A 13,798-nucleotide genomic window follows, 5' to 3' on the forward strand; every position below is an offset into this window, starting at 1 on the left:
GGGTAGGCCGACCGTAGTGAAGGATCGGCGAGAAAGGGGCCCGGTATGTCCGAGGAATTGCGCGGTGTGCGCGCATTGGTCATCACCGCGAATACCGGCGTCGAACACGACGAGCTGATGATGCCGCTGGACTGGTTGCGCGAACACGGCGCCGTCGCCGTGCACGCGACCCCCGAACGCGGCGAGGTACAGACTTTTCGACACGATGTCGACAAGGATGAGGTCGTGCAGCCGGATGCGGCGCTCAACGATCTCGAGGTCGACGATTTCGACCTGCTCGTCGTGCCGGGCGGAACTGTGAACGTGGACAAATTGCGCGTCTGTGATCGCGCCGTGGAAGTCGCACAACAGTTCGTGCGTGCGGGCAAGCCCGTCGCGGCGATCTGCCACGGCCCATGGCTGCTCGTGGAGGCCGACGTCGTCGCGGGCAAGACCTTGACGTCCTATCACTCGCTGCGCACCGATGTCGTCAATGCCGAGGGGCGCTGGATCGATCGCGCTGTGGTGCGTTCCGACGAGAACGGCTGGCCGCTGATCACCTCCCGCAGTCCCGGCGACCTCACCGAATTCACCGACGCGATCGGCGCCGAGCTCACCGCGGCCCAGTCCGCCCAGGCCTTCGCCGGCGATGAAATCTTCTGACACCGGTGAGTTCCCCGGACACGGAGCGTCCTACTGATATGGACACAATCAACCTCGCCGACCGCTACGAGCTGCCGCCGATCGACTGGGACAGCATTCGCAAACGACTCGACGCGGGCATCGAACAAGCCCCCGGCACCGGCGGACTCGACCGGCACACCTGCTGGCTGACCACGATCAATCCCGACGGCAGCCCGCACGTCACCGCCGTCGGCGCGCTCTGGGTGGACGGCGCCTTCTGGTTCACCACCGGCGCCCGAAGCCGCAAGGGCCGCAACCTGGCTCGCGATCCGCGCTGCTCGATGAGCGTGGCCACCCACGAATTCGATCTGGTCGTGGATGGCACCGCGACCAGGATCGCCGATCCCGCCGCCGTCGCCGATATGGCCCGGCGCTGGGCCGACGGCGGCTGGCCCTGTCGCATCGACGACACCGGCGAGGCGCTCACCGCTGAATACAGCGCCCCCTCCGCGGGCCCGCCGCCTTGGCACGTGTACCGCCTGACCGCGCTCACCGCCACGGCGCTGTCCACTGTGGAACCCGGCGGCGCGACCCGCTGGCGGTTCTGAGTCGCCGCACGTCCATTACCCGTCAGGTAATCGTGCCGGAGCCGCAGGCTTCGTAGGATCGGCAGGGTGAGTACGCAGACAGCCGGTGACCTGTTGCGCCACTGGCGGCTCGAGCGCAGGCTCAGCCAGCTGGAATTGGCCGGGCGCGCCGAAACCTCCGCGCGGCATCTGAGCTTCATCGAAACGGGTCGCGCGAATCCCAGCCGCACCATGCTCGTGCACCTGTGCGAGCAGTTGGAGATCCCATTGCGGGAACGCAATCGGCTGCTCCTCGCGGCCGGATTCGCACCCGCCTACGCCGAACCATCCCTCGATACGCCCGCGATGGATGCGGTGCGCGGTGCGATACGCCAAATCCTCGCGGGCCACGACCCCTATCCCGCGCTGGCCATCGACCAGAGCTGGAATATGATCGACGCCAATTCCGGTGTGGCACTGCTGTTGACGGGCATCGACCCGAAACTGCTCACCGCGCCGGTCAATGCCCTGCACCTGAGCCTGCACCCCGACGGTATGGCCGACCGCATCATCAATCTCGCCGAATGGCGCGGCCATATCTTCGAACGCCTGTCCCGGCAGATCGAAGTCACCGGTTCGCCCGAGCTGATCGAGCTCCGCGAGGAACTGCGCGAATATCCCGGCGGCACAGTCGATCTCACCCTCCCCGAACCGGACCAGGCCGTGGTGCCGCTCCGCCTGCGCCACGAAGACCACGAACTGTCGTTCATCAGCGTCACCACAGTCTTCGGCACACCGATGAACGTGACTGTCGCCGAACTCGCCATCGAATCGTTCTTCCCGGCCGATGACGAGACGAAGAAGCGCCTCAACGCCGCATCGTGACGAGCAGGCGTCGCGCCGTGTGCGTGATCGATGCCGGTGACAGGCTGATTGCTCCGGCATCCGGCATGGCCGAGCCGAGTGCGCCTGCGCTGGACCGAGCGCACGGCTGCGATGCGCGCTGTTGCCTCCGGAGACTTCCCGGCATGATCGAAGCGGAACCGACGAATCGACGCTGCACGTCAGCGCGAGCAGGCCGGACCAATTGCTGCGAACAACACACGGGCGCAGCGCATTCGGGTCGCGGCAGCCTGCGGGAGCTCGGCTCGGTGATCTCGGACGCGGGCAACTCGGCGTGGACCGACGGACTCTCTTCGCTGAAGTGGGCGCCGGGCGGGGTAGGTTCGGGAGCGTGGGCAGGGGATCGAAGTGACGGGCGCGGCGAATCTCGCGGCACTGGTCGGCGTGAGGGTGGATTCGATCACCGATCTGGGATCACATCATTCGTGGACGTTGCATCGGGCAGTACTCGGCGACGGTCGCGAGGTCTTCGTGAAGGCCGCGCACGACCAGGCGCCGGTATTCGCGGCGGAGGCGGCGGGGCTGCGGTGGCTCGCCGCGCTCGCGCCGGAGTTGGTGCCCGAGGTGCTGGCTGTCGATGACGGGATGCTGGTGCTGCCCTGGGTTTCGGCGGCCGCGCCGACCGCATCGGCCGCGGAGCGTTTCGGGCGCGAACTTGCTGCGCTGCACGCGGTTTCGGCGGGATCCTTCGGTGCGCCGTGGTCGGGTTGGATTGCCGATCTGCCGCTGGACAACACCCAGATCGACGGTTCATGGGCGCGCTGGTACGCCGACTATCGCCTCGCGCCCTACCTACCGCGTGCAGCCGCCGATCTCGGTCGCGACGGAATTCGGTTGCTGGAAAGCGTGATCGAAAACATCGAAACCCTCGCGGGCCCACCCGAACCACCCAGCCGCATCCACGGCGATCTGTGGTCCGGCAATGTCCTGTGGACCGCCGACCGCGCGCTCGTCATCGACCCCGCCGCCCACGGCGGTCATCGTGAAACCGACCTCGCCATGCTCGCCCTCTTCGGCGCCCCACACCTGGACCGAATCCGCGCCGCCTACCACGAAACCCACCCGCTTGCCGATGGCTGGCGCAACCGCATCCCGCTGCACCAGCTGCACCCACTCCTCGTGCACGTCGTCCTCTTCGGCGGCTCCTACCGATCCCAAACCCTCGCTGCCGCCTCGGCCGCCCTCGCCGCATCGCACCCGTAAAACGAAAATCGAGGACGATCTCCGAGACCAAGTATCTGCGCCGTGGCCACCAGATGTCGTCCTCGGGCCGCATCGCGCGCACGACCTCGTGCCGAGCGCGCCGACCGTGATGCACGCATGCGGCTCAGTGGTGGCGTTGTGCGCTGAATGATCACAAGATGCGGATGGCCGCACCCTTTGGGACTCAGCGGCGCAAGGCGCTCTCCTGTTGCATATGCGAGAGCTTTTCGGGGTTGCGAACGGAGTAGATGCCGGTGATGAGGCCGTCGTCGATGCGCACCGCCATGACCGTATCGAGCTCGTCGTCGAGCCGTATAACCAGTGCCGGGTAGCCATTGACCTCGGCCGGTCGCAGCGACAAGGCAGCAGTGATTCTGCCTGGGAAGGCGGCCAGCAGGCGTGCCACTTTCTCGGCTCCCGTGACGGGCCGCGGCAGGGCTTGTTTGATTCCGCCACCATCACCCAGGAGCACGACATCGGGCGCGAGCATATCGAGCAGACCCTGTATGTCGCCGTTTTCGACCGCCCGCTGGAACGCCGCGAGCACGTCTCGGGTTTGGGCCGCCGAAACCGGCCCGCGAGGTCGGCGCGCGGCCACATGTGCTCGGGCACGGTGGCCGATCTGACGGACCGCGGCCGGGGTTTTATCGACGGCTTCGGCGATCTCGTCGTAGGGCAGATCGAACACCTCGCGCAGTACGAATACCGCGCGCTCGGTCGGGGCGAGTGTCTCGAGTACCAGCAGCATCGCCATGGAGACGTTCTCGGCGAGTTCGACATCATCGGCGACGTCGGGTGTGGTCAGCAGTGGTTCGGGCAGCCAGGGGCCGATGTAGGACTCTTTGCGGCGTCCGAGTGTGCGCAGCCGGTCGAGCGACTGGCGTGTCGTGATCCGGACCAGGTAGGCCCGGTGGTCCTGCACGGTGTCGAGGTCGACGCCAGCCCAGCGTAGCCAGGTTTCCTGCAGGACGTCTTCGGCGTCGGCGGCCGAGCCGAGCATTTCGTAGGCGACGGTGAAGAGCAGGTTGCGGTGGGTGACGAAGACTTCGGTGGCAGGATCCACGCTCACGACTGTGCCCCCGGCATCCGGAAGTGTGTGGCCATGGGTGGCTCCTGTCTCTTGGATCTCGACTGCGTCATTCTGTGACACCAGGCTCTTGTGACGGGCCTCACCCCGGTTCAGCTCGTCTTCGCGATGACCTTCTCCGCGAACCGGGACAGGTGCGCGATCTTGGTGTCCAGCGATTCGGTATCGGGTTCGGTGGTGTAGGGGTAGCGGAAGCCGACGATCACGTCGGTGACGCCCTTGTCCTCCAACCGCTTCACACCATCGACGGTGAACCCGTCCAGTGAGATGACATGGATCTCGAAATCCTTGCGGGTGCCGTATTCGGCACGCAGTACGTCGAGTTTCGCGAGCAGCCGGTCGAGTTCGGCCGGATCGCCGCCGGCATGCATCCAGCCATCACCGCGCTGAGCTGCGCGCCGCAATGCCGGGCCGCTGTGTCCGCCGATGAGGATGGGAATCGGCTCGGTAGGCACCGGGCTGATCTTGATGGGCGGCAGATCGTAGAACTCCCCGTGGTATTCGAAATAGCCACCCGCGGTGAGCCCGCGCACGATATCGATGCACTCGTCCATGCGCGCGCCGCGGCGTTCGAACGGCACACCCATGATTTCGAAATCATCCGGCCATGGACTGATGCCGACGCCGAACCCGAACCGGTTCCCGCTCAGTGCCGCGATCGAGGCGGCCTGCTTGGCCACCAGCACCGGTGGGCGGATGGGCAGCTTCACCACGAAGGGCGTCAGCCGCAGCCTCGTCGTGGCCGCCGCGATGGCCGCCGACAGTACGAAGGCCTCGATGAACGGTTTGTCCTCCAGGAACTCGCGATTGCCGTCGGGGGTGTACGGATAGGTGGCGTCGGATTCCTTCGGATAGGCCACACTGTCGGCGATCGTCATCGACGTGTACCCGGCTGCCTCCGCAGCCTGTGCCAGCGGAACATAGAAGGTCGGGTCCGTCATCGTCTCGGCATAGGTGAATCGCATCTCAATCGCCTTCCATACTTTCGGCGCCGTGCGCCCTGTTCGATGCGGCGGATAGGCCCGCCGCGTGTGCACCCGCGCGTCGCCCGAAGTAGGAGGCCTCGCCCGCCTCCGCGGTCACATCCCACTCGACCGGTTCGGTAATGAGCTGGGGGAGTTCGGTTTCTACGTCCATGGGTTCGAAAACCCTTCCGGAATCAGATAATCGAACATCTTCTGCATATCCGCCGACAGCCGCATGAGCTCGACGGCGGAACCGAGTGTGCCGCCGTCGAGATAGGCGAACTCCATCCCGACGCCCTCGAACGCACCGCGCGCCAGGATCTCGGCTCCGCTCGCCTTCGCCTCGGCCAGCGCCGTGTCATAGTCCTCGGGCACCCACCCGACGTGGTGCAGTCCGGGCCCGACTCTGTCCAGATGTTCGGAATACAAACTGGTCCCGGTCTTGGGCTCGATCAACTCCAACTGCTGCCCGCCCGCATACCCCAATGCCACCGTGATCGTGTAGTCGGCGGGTGCGCCACGCAATTCGCACAACCGCGGCCCGAAGTGCACGTCCGGGATGGTGAACCACTTCGCGACGCCGTACCGCTCGGTGAACTCGCGCTGGGCCGCCTCGATATCGCGCACCACCCAGCACAGCTGGAAGATCGGGCCCCGCGCAATGGTCATCGGATCACCTCGGCTCTGCTGCACAAAGGCCGCCGCGCCTTCGCTTCGTACCGCCCAATTAAGCACTTACGCTTAATGTAGTCAACACTCGGGTTTAGTACAGTGCTGAAATGGCCACCGAGGATCCGCGTGCCGCACTGCTCGACGCGGGTGAACGACTCATCGCCGAACGCGGCGTGGACGTTCCGCTCCGCGATATCGCCGCGGCCGCGGGCCAGCGCAACAACTCCGCGGTGCACTACTACTTCGACTCCCGTAGCGGTCTACTCGAGGCCATCGTCGACCGCCGCATGAACTGGCTCGAAGACCGCCGAATGGGACTGCTCGCCCAATACGAGGACGAGGGCACCGCACATGAGATCCGCACGCTGGTCGCGATGCTCGCCGCCCCCATCCTCGAACTCATCTACACGGCACAGGTCACCCACTACGGCCGCTTCCTCGAAGTGGTGCGCGCCCATCCCGTGATCGCCGACGCCCGACGCCTCGCCGGCGCCGACCGCGCCGCCGTCCGGATCATCGCCACCCGCCTGGACGCGGACCTCCCGCAACTCCCACCCCGTCGACGCCGACAGCGCCTGGAAACCATGGCGACCGTCCTGTTCGCCCTGATCGCCGACTACGAACGCGCACTGGAGGCGGGCGTGCGCACTCCGGACCCCGACAACGACACCGCCGAGATCATCGACATGATCGTCGCCATGCTCACCGTTCCGGTGCGCAAAGCGACATCGGGTGGTGCGTAAGGCGATCCGGGCGAGCTCGGCCACCCACGCGTTTTACGCTGCGGGGCAGTGAATCTGCGTTCATCGGCACGTAATGTGTACTGGGCCGAAAGAGCGAGCGCCGGTGGCCCACACTGTTCCGGTAGGTGCATGACGCCACGGTCGACCAACCTCGGAGGTCCCATGAGGGAGCCAGCCCGCTTGTTACCGGCATTGCACAACCAGGACGAAAGGCGTTGTGGTGGTAGCTGATTCATGACCGTACTGGCATTGGATATCGGCCCTGCGGAATTTGCCGCGAGCCCGGTGGGCGTCGGCGCACTGGATATCCAGCGAATCCCGATACCGGCGAATGCGGCGTGGGACGGCTGCCGGGATCTGCTGCTCGATGTCGCCGGAGACGACGAGATCATCGCGGTCGGTATTGCCTGCCCGGGGCCGATCGACAAGTCGGCCGGGATGATCGCCCCAGCGGGAATCCCGCAGTGGCACAGTGGATTCGATATCGTGACAGCGGTGCGGGGGTTATTCCCGGTCGCGGCCGTCGAGGTGGCGACCGACGGCCTGTGCGTGACCCTGACCGAACGAAACCTCGGTGGAGCTCACCACTCGGAGGCAATACTGGCCGGCGCCGGGATTCTCGCCCTGCTCGCAGCGGAACGGGTGGCCCGCAACACACCACCCGGCTTCGGTGCCGAACAAGTCACCGGGCACTTCCACGGCCGAGCAGCCTATCGCCCGGCCGGCCGGACGATTTGTGGTCGCCACCGGCCGCAGTGAGCAAATTCCCGATCCCGCAAGTGCATCGATGCACCTTTACCTTTCAGCGGCGTGATGCACACCGCCGTTGACCTCAGCGAAACCGATGGTCTGATAATGAAATTCCCTTTCGACGAGCTGACTCCCAACCAGCTGTCGTTCGCCGAACGCGACGAGCGATATCGGGAGCTGCACGACTGGCCCGAACCCACCTATCGACACAACTCCGGCTTGCGGATGGTCTGGCGCTACGACGACGTGCGGGAGTTGATGGAAGCGGCTCGCCCCGGCATCTCGAACGCGAAATCGCTGGAGCCGCTCGTCGGTTTCGGGCGCATCGCGGCCAACCCCCGCGCCGTCGGCCATCTCTGCCGGCATCTGGTCCCGCTGCCGGCGAAGGCGACCGCGGATCTCACCGACGATGTCCTGCACAAACGGGTGTGGGACACCTTGGCCGGCCCGGCGGGACATTTCACCGTTCCGCGGGCACAACGCCCGCAACGGATCGAGGACCTGACCGAGCATTTCCACCACGCGCTGCGCACCGAACGTGACACCAGCGATCAGACCCTCGATGTGACGTCCCTGTCGATCGATTACGCGGCCCGGATCGTCGGCGCAGCGGTCGGCTTGCCGCCTGCGGACTGGCCGCATGTGGCGACATGGAGCGGTGCCCAGTCCGGGCTGCTGGGTCGGCGCATGCGCGGGCGCGAATTGGCCGAGGCGGTCGGCGGCCTCGGTCGGCTGTTCACGGTGAGCGCCGCCGCCATCGCATCCGGCGGACGGGATCGGACGGATGGATTGCCCGACCGTCTGCGCGCTGCCCGCATTCCCCGCCGAGTCGCCGTCTCCGCTGTGGCCAACTCGCTGGCCGCGGGCGTGCATACCGTCAGTGGCAGTATTCAGCAGGGCCTGCAGCGCCTACTGAGCGATCCGGACCGGCAGTGGTGGCACCTGCTCGCCGACCAGACATCGGCCACACACGTAGCGGCCAAGGTACTTCAGCTCGACCCGGGTCTGGTGGCGTGGAAGCGGCACGTCGTGAGCGCGCTGACGCTGCGCAGCGGCACCGTGCTCTCGACCGGGCCGGTCCTGGTGATCTGCGCCGCCGCCAACCGGGATCCGCGGGCCTTCCCGAACCCCTGGGATCTGCACGGCGCCGGCAAAGTTCCGCTGACCTTCGGATTCGGTAAACACATCTGCCCCGGTAAGCAATTGGCACAGCTCGCAGTCGAGGTGTTCCTGCGGGAATTGCGCGCTCTCGCACCGGCCGCACGTCTGGTACCGGCGCGGCAGCCGTCTCGAGCACGCCCGTCCGACTTGCTGTTCAGCGGAGCCGACATCGTCATTGTTACTGGCTGAACCGTTCGGGGTGTCGCAATGGAGTACTACGAGCTGGACATCGCGGATGTCGACGAATGGACCGAAACCTCCAACAGTTTCGTCCCGATGGATCATCGCTACCGCGAACCCGAGCGCTGGCAGGTGGCCATGACCGTGCAGCAGACGACCACGTACCGCCTGCTGCGCTGGGATCAGCCCGGCGACCGGCTGGCTTTCCGCACCCCGTCGAACATCCGTCGTGTTTCGGCCGAGGACTTCTACTGGGTAGTCGTCCCACAGCGGGGAGAATTCGCCGCGGCCGATGAGCGCGGAGTCACTCGAATCTCACCGGGGCAGGCGGCGGTGCTGGCGCTGGATCGGCAGTGCCGGCTGCATATCCCCGGCTCGGTGGCCTACGGCTTCCAGGTACCACGCGCAGAGTTCGCGCGACCCGGCCTACGACAGCCGGTGCTCGACCTCGGCTCGGGTCTCGGCCGGATCGCCGCGGGCATGATCCGTGATCTGCATGCCGAACGATCCGCGTTGACGAGCCGGGAGTTCAACGCGGTCGGTGACCGGATCGCCGAGCTGCTCTGCATGATGAGCGCGGGTGATACCGGCCCGCAGCAGACTCATCTGACAGAGCTCGCCGAGACCGTCCGACAGCACGTGCGCCGACACATCGGAGTTGCCGATCTCCGGCTGCCCGAGGTGGCGCGGGCATTGGGCTGGTCGCCGCGACAGCTGCGCACCGCACTGCATCAGGCGGGCACCACGTATCGGGAAGTGCGTCAGGACGAAGCACTGCGAGCGGCTCGGACCATGCTCGAAAACCCCGACACGACAGCAACAATCGGAGAGGTCGCCGTGCGCAGCGGCTTCACCCTCACCTGGTTCTCCGCTGCCTTCAAGGCACGATACGGTGAGACACCGAGTGAGTTTCGCAAACGCCGGTTGGCCGAGTCGGTCCGGCCCACAACAACTCTCGGCCGAGTACCACCGCAATAGTGAGCACTACCCGGTCACCTGCTCCATGAGCTCCGTGAGCAACCGTAATACCCGACCCATCTCGGCTTCGGTCATCCGAGCGATGCCGCAGGATGTGCTCAGGCCCCGAATGGGCAGCTGTAGTACTGACGGGCGTGCGTCAGTGCCGTGACGATTCGTTCCGCATCGGGTTTCTCGTGGACAATACCGGCGTATATCGGCACATCAGTGGTCAGCTGTTCCAGTTGCCGATACATGTCCGGGGCGTCGACGAGTGGCAGTACATCGGCGTCCGCAAGCGGAGTGTGAATTCCTTTCCAATGACCTGCATCGCTGCCCGGCTTTGTTTTTTGTGCCGTCGAATTCTGTTGCGAGGCAGGAGCCGTGGGTTCGCGTGGCTAGGCGTGCGTCAGCCGTCGACACTGACCTGGCACAGCTCGCCCCAGCCGTTCGATCAGCAACCGACCAGGTCAGGCAAGTCCGCGCCGGCACTTCCGCACGGTCGCGGCCGGTCGGCGATCAGCGAAGATCGGAGTACATCGTGGCAGATCTCTTGCCGTTCGTGATCGCCGGAATTGTATCCGGCTCGGTTTATGGGCTGGCCGCAACGGGTTTGGTGCTCACCTATAAGACGTCGGGAGTGTTCAACTTCGCCCACGGCGCCATGGCCACTGTGTCGGCGTACGCGTTCTACACCTTGCACGTAATCGATGGTGTCGTATGGCAGCTGGCCCTGGCGATTTGTGTGCTCGGGATCGGTCCGGCCATGGGCGTGGCACTGGAATTGCTGGCCCGCGTTGTCGACCGGGCGAGTTTGGAAATGCGGATCGCCGCGACGGTCGGCATTCTGCTGGTTGTCCAGGCGGCGACGAGTCTGTACTACGGGCAGAGGACGCCCAGGATCGTTCCGATCTTCCTGCCCCAGGGCGGATTCGCCGCCTTCGGTGTGCGGGTGCAGTGGTCGGATGTAGCAACGTTCGGCGTCGCCGTGCTGGCGACTACCGCGTTATCGGCCGCGTTGCGGTTCACCCGAGGTGGCATCGCGATGCGCGCGGTCGTCGGGAATGCGGCATTGCTGGATCTGGCCGGGACGAGCTCGGTGCGCACGCGACGATCGGCATGGTGTGTCGGCACTGGTTTGGCATCGCTGTCCGGGGTGCTGTTCGCGCCGTTGATTCCGCTCGATCCCATGCAGTTGACGTTGCTGGTCGTCCAGGCGTTCGGAGCGGCGGCCATCGGCCGATTCACCAGTTTGCCTTGGAGTTTCGGCGGCGGACTGTTCATCGGGGTGCTCGCCGCGTTGGCTACGCACTATTTCACCACCGGGCCGGCCGCAGGAGTCTCCACCGCATTGCCGTTTTTGGCGTTGTTCCTTGTGCTGCTGATCATGCCGCGTCGCTACCTGGTGGACCGGGACCGGGCGGTCCGGCAAATCCGGTCCGGTTGGACTGCTCCACCGGCGTTGCAATCCGCGGGTGGAGCCGTGGTGTTGATGGTGCTCGCGCTGGTTCCGTTGTTTGCGGGCATCCACTTGACGGATTGGACTGTGGCGCTGGCAATGACGCTGGTCTTTCTGTCGCTCGGTCTGTTGGTCCGCACGTCCGGTCAAGTCTCGCTGTGCCATATGGCTTTCACCGCGATCGGAGCCTGCGCGTTCTCGCACCTGGCTGTCGATCGGCAGTGGCCGTGGCCGCTCGCGTTCATCGGCTGCGGACTGGTGGTCCTTCCGATCGGTGCGGTGTTGTCTATTCCGGCCATTCGGCTCAGCGGCCTGCATCTGGCATTGGCGACCTTCGGATTCGGCGTCGTAGTGCAGATGATGTTCTACAGCGAGCCCTATATGTTCGGCACCAGTGGTCTGGGCCTGAAAATGCCACGCCCCAGCGTATTCGGACTCGACTCCGACCCGTCGTTCTACCGTTTCGTGCTGGTGCTGGCAACGGTAGGCACGCTGATTGTCGTGGCGTTGGACAAGACCAGGCTCGGACGATTGCTCCGGGGGCTGGCCGAGTCGCCAACCGCGCTGCGGACCAACGGTGTCACGATCGAAGTCACCCGCGTTCTCGTCTTCTGCGTTTCGGCATTTCTTGCCGCATTGGGTGGCGCACTCGCCGGAATGGCCCAGACCACCGCCTCGGCGGCGAATTACCAGCCGCTGCTATCGGTTACTTATTTCGCGGTCATCGTCGTCGTGGTGGGCCGGGAGCCTTGGTATCCGCTGCTGGCCGCGATGGCGCTCATCCTGGTGCCGTCCTATGTCCAAGTCGCCGGCATGTCGCTGTGGCTCCAAGTCCTGTTCGGCATCCTGGTTGTGCTGCGTGCCGCCACCTCGAGCCGCCTCGAGCTTCCCGGCCCGATTCGATCCTGGCTGGACAACGCGTCTCGCCGCCACCGGTCCTCGGCGGTCTTCGCGGCGGAACCCGCCATCGAGCAGCCCACAACGGTGCTGGACGTCCACGAACTTTCGGTTCGCTTCGGGGGCGTGGTGGCAGTCGACGGCCTCTCGTTCGAGGCGTGCACCGGGCGGATCATCGGACTCATCGGCCCTAACGGGGCGGGCAAGACCACCACCTTCGATGCCTGCACAGGTCTCGTCCAGGCCCACGCCGGCGAGGTGCGACTGCGGGACCTGGTGATCAGCCGAGCCTCGACCGCGCGCCGGGCGCGGTTGGGCATCGGGCGAACCTTTCAGCAGACCGAACTGTTCGACTCCCTTACTGTCGCCGAAAACGTCGCGATGGGCGCCGAAGGTCCACTCGCCGGCGCAAACCCGCTGGCCCAACTGGTCTCAGCCCACGGACAGGCCCGGCGGGTGCGCACCGCGACGGCCTCCGCTATCGCGTTGTGCGGTATCGAATCCATCGCGGACTCTCGCGTCGGTGCACTGTCCACCGGGCAACGCAGACTGGTCGAGCTCGCCAGATGTCTTGCCGGGCCGTACCGGATCCTGTTGCTCGACGAGCCGAGCGCGGGCCTCGATCGCTCGGAAACCGCGCGTTTCGGGCAGATCCTGCGGCAGGTCGTCGCCGCGCGTGGCGTCGGAATCGTTCTGGTAGAGCACGATATGTCGCTGGTGCTCGAGATCTGTGAGGAGATCTTCGTACTCGACTTCGGTCGCCTGATATTCCGGGGCTCACCCGCGCAGGTCCGCGCTTCGGATGTGGTGCAGCACGCCTACCTCGGCGAGCCGGTCACCGACGAACGCCGGATGACGGAGCCCGTCGCATGACCGACACCGACTACGCACTCGAATTGCGCTCGATCACCGCGGGATACGGCACCACGATCGTGCTGCACGACGTCGACCTCGCGGTTGCACCTCGGTCCGTCGTGGCGCTGCTCGGGCCGAACGGCGCCGGAAAGTCGACGCTGCTGCGGGTGGCCTCCGGTCTGCTTCCGGCGCGATCGGGGACGGTGTCTATCGGCGGGGCCGATCTGACCCGCGCTCGCCCCGTGCGCCGCGCCCGCGCGGGCCTGTGCCTGATCCCCGAAGGCCGAGGTGTATTCGCGGATTTGACGGTCCGGGAGAACCTGCGCCTCCTCACGCCGCCGTGGCGCCGAGGTAGCACCGACGACGTGCTCGATATCTTCCCCGCGCTGCGGGCGAAGCTAGATCAACGGGCCGGCTCGCTGTCCGGTGGCCAGCAGCAGATGCTGGCACTGGGGCGCGCCTGGCTGGCAGATCCATCGGTTGTCCTGCTCGACGAGGTGTCCATGGGCCTGGCTCCGCTGGTCGTAAACGAGATCTTCACGGCGATCGGCGAATTGCGCACCACCGGCTCGGCGATTGTGCTGGTCGAGCAGTACGTCGACCACGCCACGACGATGGCCGATCACGTGGTGTTGCTCAGCCGCGGCACCGTCGCGTTCGCCGGGCCCGCCGCAGATATCGACCGAGGTGCCGTGCTGCAGAACTATCTCGGCATCGACGGCGGCCACACAGACTTGCCGGCGTTGCCGGCAGGACACCCACCCGGAACCGCGGCCGGGCGATGGGCGTAGCGAATC

14 protein-coding genes are annotated in these 13,798 nt (G+C 65.9%); 10 read left to right on the forward strand and 4 right to left on the reverse strand.

The window, feature by feature from the left end:
* The first annotated feature begins 45 nt into the window (after positions 1 to 45).
* The 4 genes from OIE68_RS08330 (at position 46) to OIE68_RS08345 (ending at position 3,275) form a co-directional block, all read left to right on the forward strand.
* The gene (locus OIE68_RS08330) at positions 46 to 642 is read left to right on the forward strand and encodes a type 1 glutamine amidotransferase domain-containing protein (RefSeq protein WP_327098805.1); all 597 of its coding nucleotides are present in this window, start codon (positions 46 to 48) and stop codon (positions 640 to 642) included.
* Positions 643 to 680: 38 nt separating this feature from the next.
* Complete coding sequence (locus OIE68_RS08335; protein ID WP_327098806.1) at positions 681 to 1,211, forward strand: pyridoxamine 5'-phosphate oxidase family protein; 531 nt, start codon at positions 681 to 683, stop codon at positions 1,209 to 1,211.
* Between the two features lie 57 nt (positions 1,212 to 1,268).
* Positions 1,269 to 2,054, forward strand: a complete 786-nt coding sequence (locus OIE68_RS08340) for a helix-turn-helix domain-containing protein (protein WP_419150753.1) — start codon at positions 1,269 to 1,271, stop codon at positions 2,052 to 2,054.
* A gap of 366 nt (positions 2,055 to 2,420) precedes the next feature.
* Entirely contained in the window at positions 2,421 to 3,275 is an 855-nt protein-coding gene (locus OIE68_RS08345; RefSeq protein WP_327098808.1) for a fructosamine kinase family protein, read from the forward strand.
* 184 nt (positions 3,276 to 3,459) lie between these two features.
* Here the strand turns inward: OIE68_RS08345 and OIE68_RS08350 are convergent, their stop codons facing one another.
* The 4 genes from OIE68_RS08350 to OIE68_RS08365 form a co-directional block, all read right to left on the reverse strand.
* A complete protein-coding gene (locus tag OIE68_RS08350; RefSeq protein ID WP_327098809.1) occupies positions 3,460 to 4,344 on the reverse strand; it encodes an RNA polymerase sigma-70 factor in 885 nt (294 codons plus the stop codon).
* 110 nt (positions 4,345 to 4,454) lie between these two features.
* A complete protein-coding gene (locus OIE68_RS08355) occupies positions 4,455 to 5,327 on the reverse strand; it encodes a TIGR03619 family F420-dependent LLM class oxidoreductase (RefSeq protein ID WP_327098810.1) in 873 nt (290 codons plus the stop codon).
* 1 nt (position 5,328) lies between these two features.
* The gene (locus OIE68_RS08360; RefSeq protein WP_327098811.1) at positions 5,329 to 5,499 is read right to left on the reverse strand and encodes a hypothetical protein; all 171 of its coding nucleotides are present in this window, start codon (positions 5,497 to 5,499) and stop codon (positions 5,329 to 5,331) included.
* Positions 5,490 to 5,996: a VOC family protein gene (locus tag OIE68_RS08365; protein WP_327098812.1), complete on the reverse strand. Its 507-nt coding sequence runs from the start codon at positions 5,994 to 5,996 to the stop codon at positions 5,490 to 5,492. The genes OIE68_RS08360 and OIE68_RS08365 overlap by 10 nt, the downstream gene beginning before the upstream one ends.
* A 110-nt stretch (positions 5,997 to 6,106) precedes the next feature.
* Here OIE68_RS08365 and OIE68_RS08370 point away from each other — a divergent pair, with 110 nt between their 5' ends.
* The 6 genes from OIE68_RS08370 to OIE68_RS08395 all read left to right on the forward strand — a co-directional run bounded on the left by OIE68_RS08370 (position 6,107) and on the right by OIE68_RS08395 (position 13,792).
* A complete protein-coding gene (locus OIE68_RS08370) occupies positions 6,107 to 6,742 on the forward strand; it encodes a TetR/AcrR family transcriptional regulator (protein WP_327098813.1) in 636 nt (211 codons plus the stop codon).
* A gap of 234 nt (positions 6,743 to 6,976) precedes the next feature.
* On the forward strand, positions 6,977 to 7,501 hold the full coding sequence (locus OIE68_RS08375) for a hypothetical protein (RefSeq protein WP_327098814.1): 525 nt from the start codon (positions 6,977 to 6,979) through the stop codon (positions 7,499 to 7,501).
* A gap of 96 nt (positions 7,502 to 7,597) precedes the next feature.
* A complete protein-coding gene (locus OIE68_RS08380) occupies positions 7,598 to 8,842 on the forward strand; it encodes a hypothetical protein (RefSeq protein ID WP_327098815.1) in 1,245 nt (414 codons plus the stop codon).
* Between the two features lie 18 nt (positions 8,843 to 8,860).
* Positions 8,861 to 9,811, forward strand: a complete 951-nt coding sequence (locus OIE68_RS08385; RefSeq protein WP_327098816.1) for an AraC family transcriptional regulator — start codon at positions 8,861 to 8,863, stop codon at positions 9,809 to 9,811.
* 520 nt (positions 9,812 to 10,331) lie between these two features.
* Entirely contained in the window at positions 10,332 to 13,019 is a 2,688-nt protein-coding gene (locus OIE68_RS08390; protein ID WP_327098817.1) for an ABC transporter permease subunit, read from the forward strand.
* Positions 13,016 to 13,792 carry an ABC transporter ATP-binding protein gene (locus tag OIE68_RS08395; protein ID WP_327098818.1) on the forward strand — a complete coding sequence of 259 codons (777 nt, stop codon included), beginning with the start codon at positions 13,016 to 13,018 and terminating at the stop codon, positions 13,790 to 13,792. Before OIE68_RS08390 ends, OIE68_RS08395 begins: the two co-directional genes overlap by 4 nt.
* Positions 13,793 to 13,798: the final 6 nt, after the last annotated feature.

Source organism: Nocardia vinacea (assembly GCF_035920345.1).
In the GTDB taxonomy this organism is placed as follows: Bacteria; Actinomycetota; Actinomycetes; order Mycobacteriales; family Mycobacteriaceae; genus Nocardia; species Nocardia vinacea_A.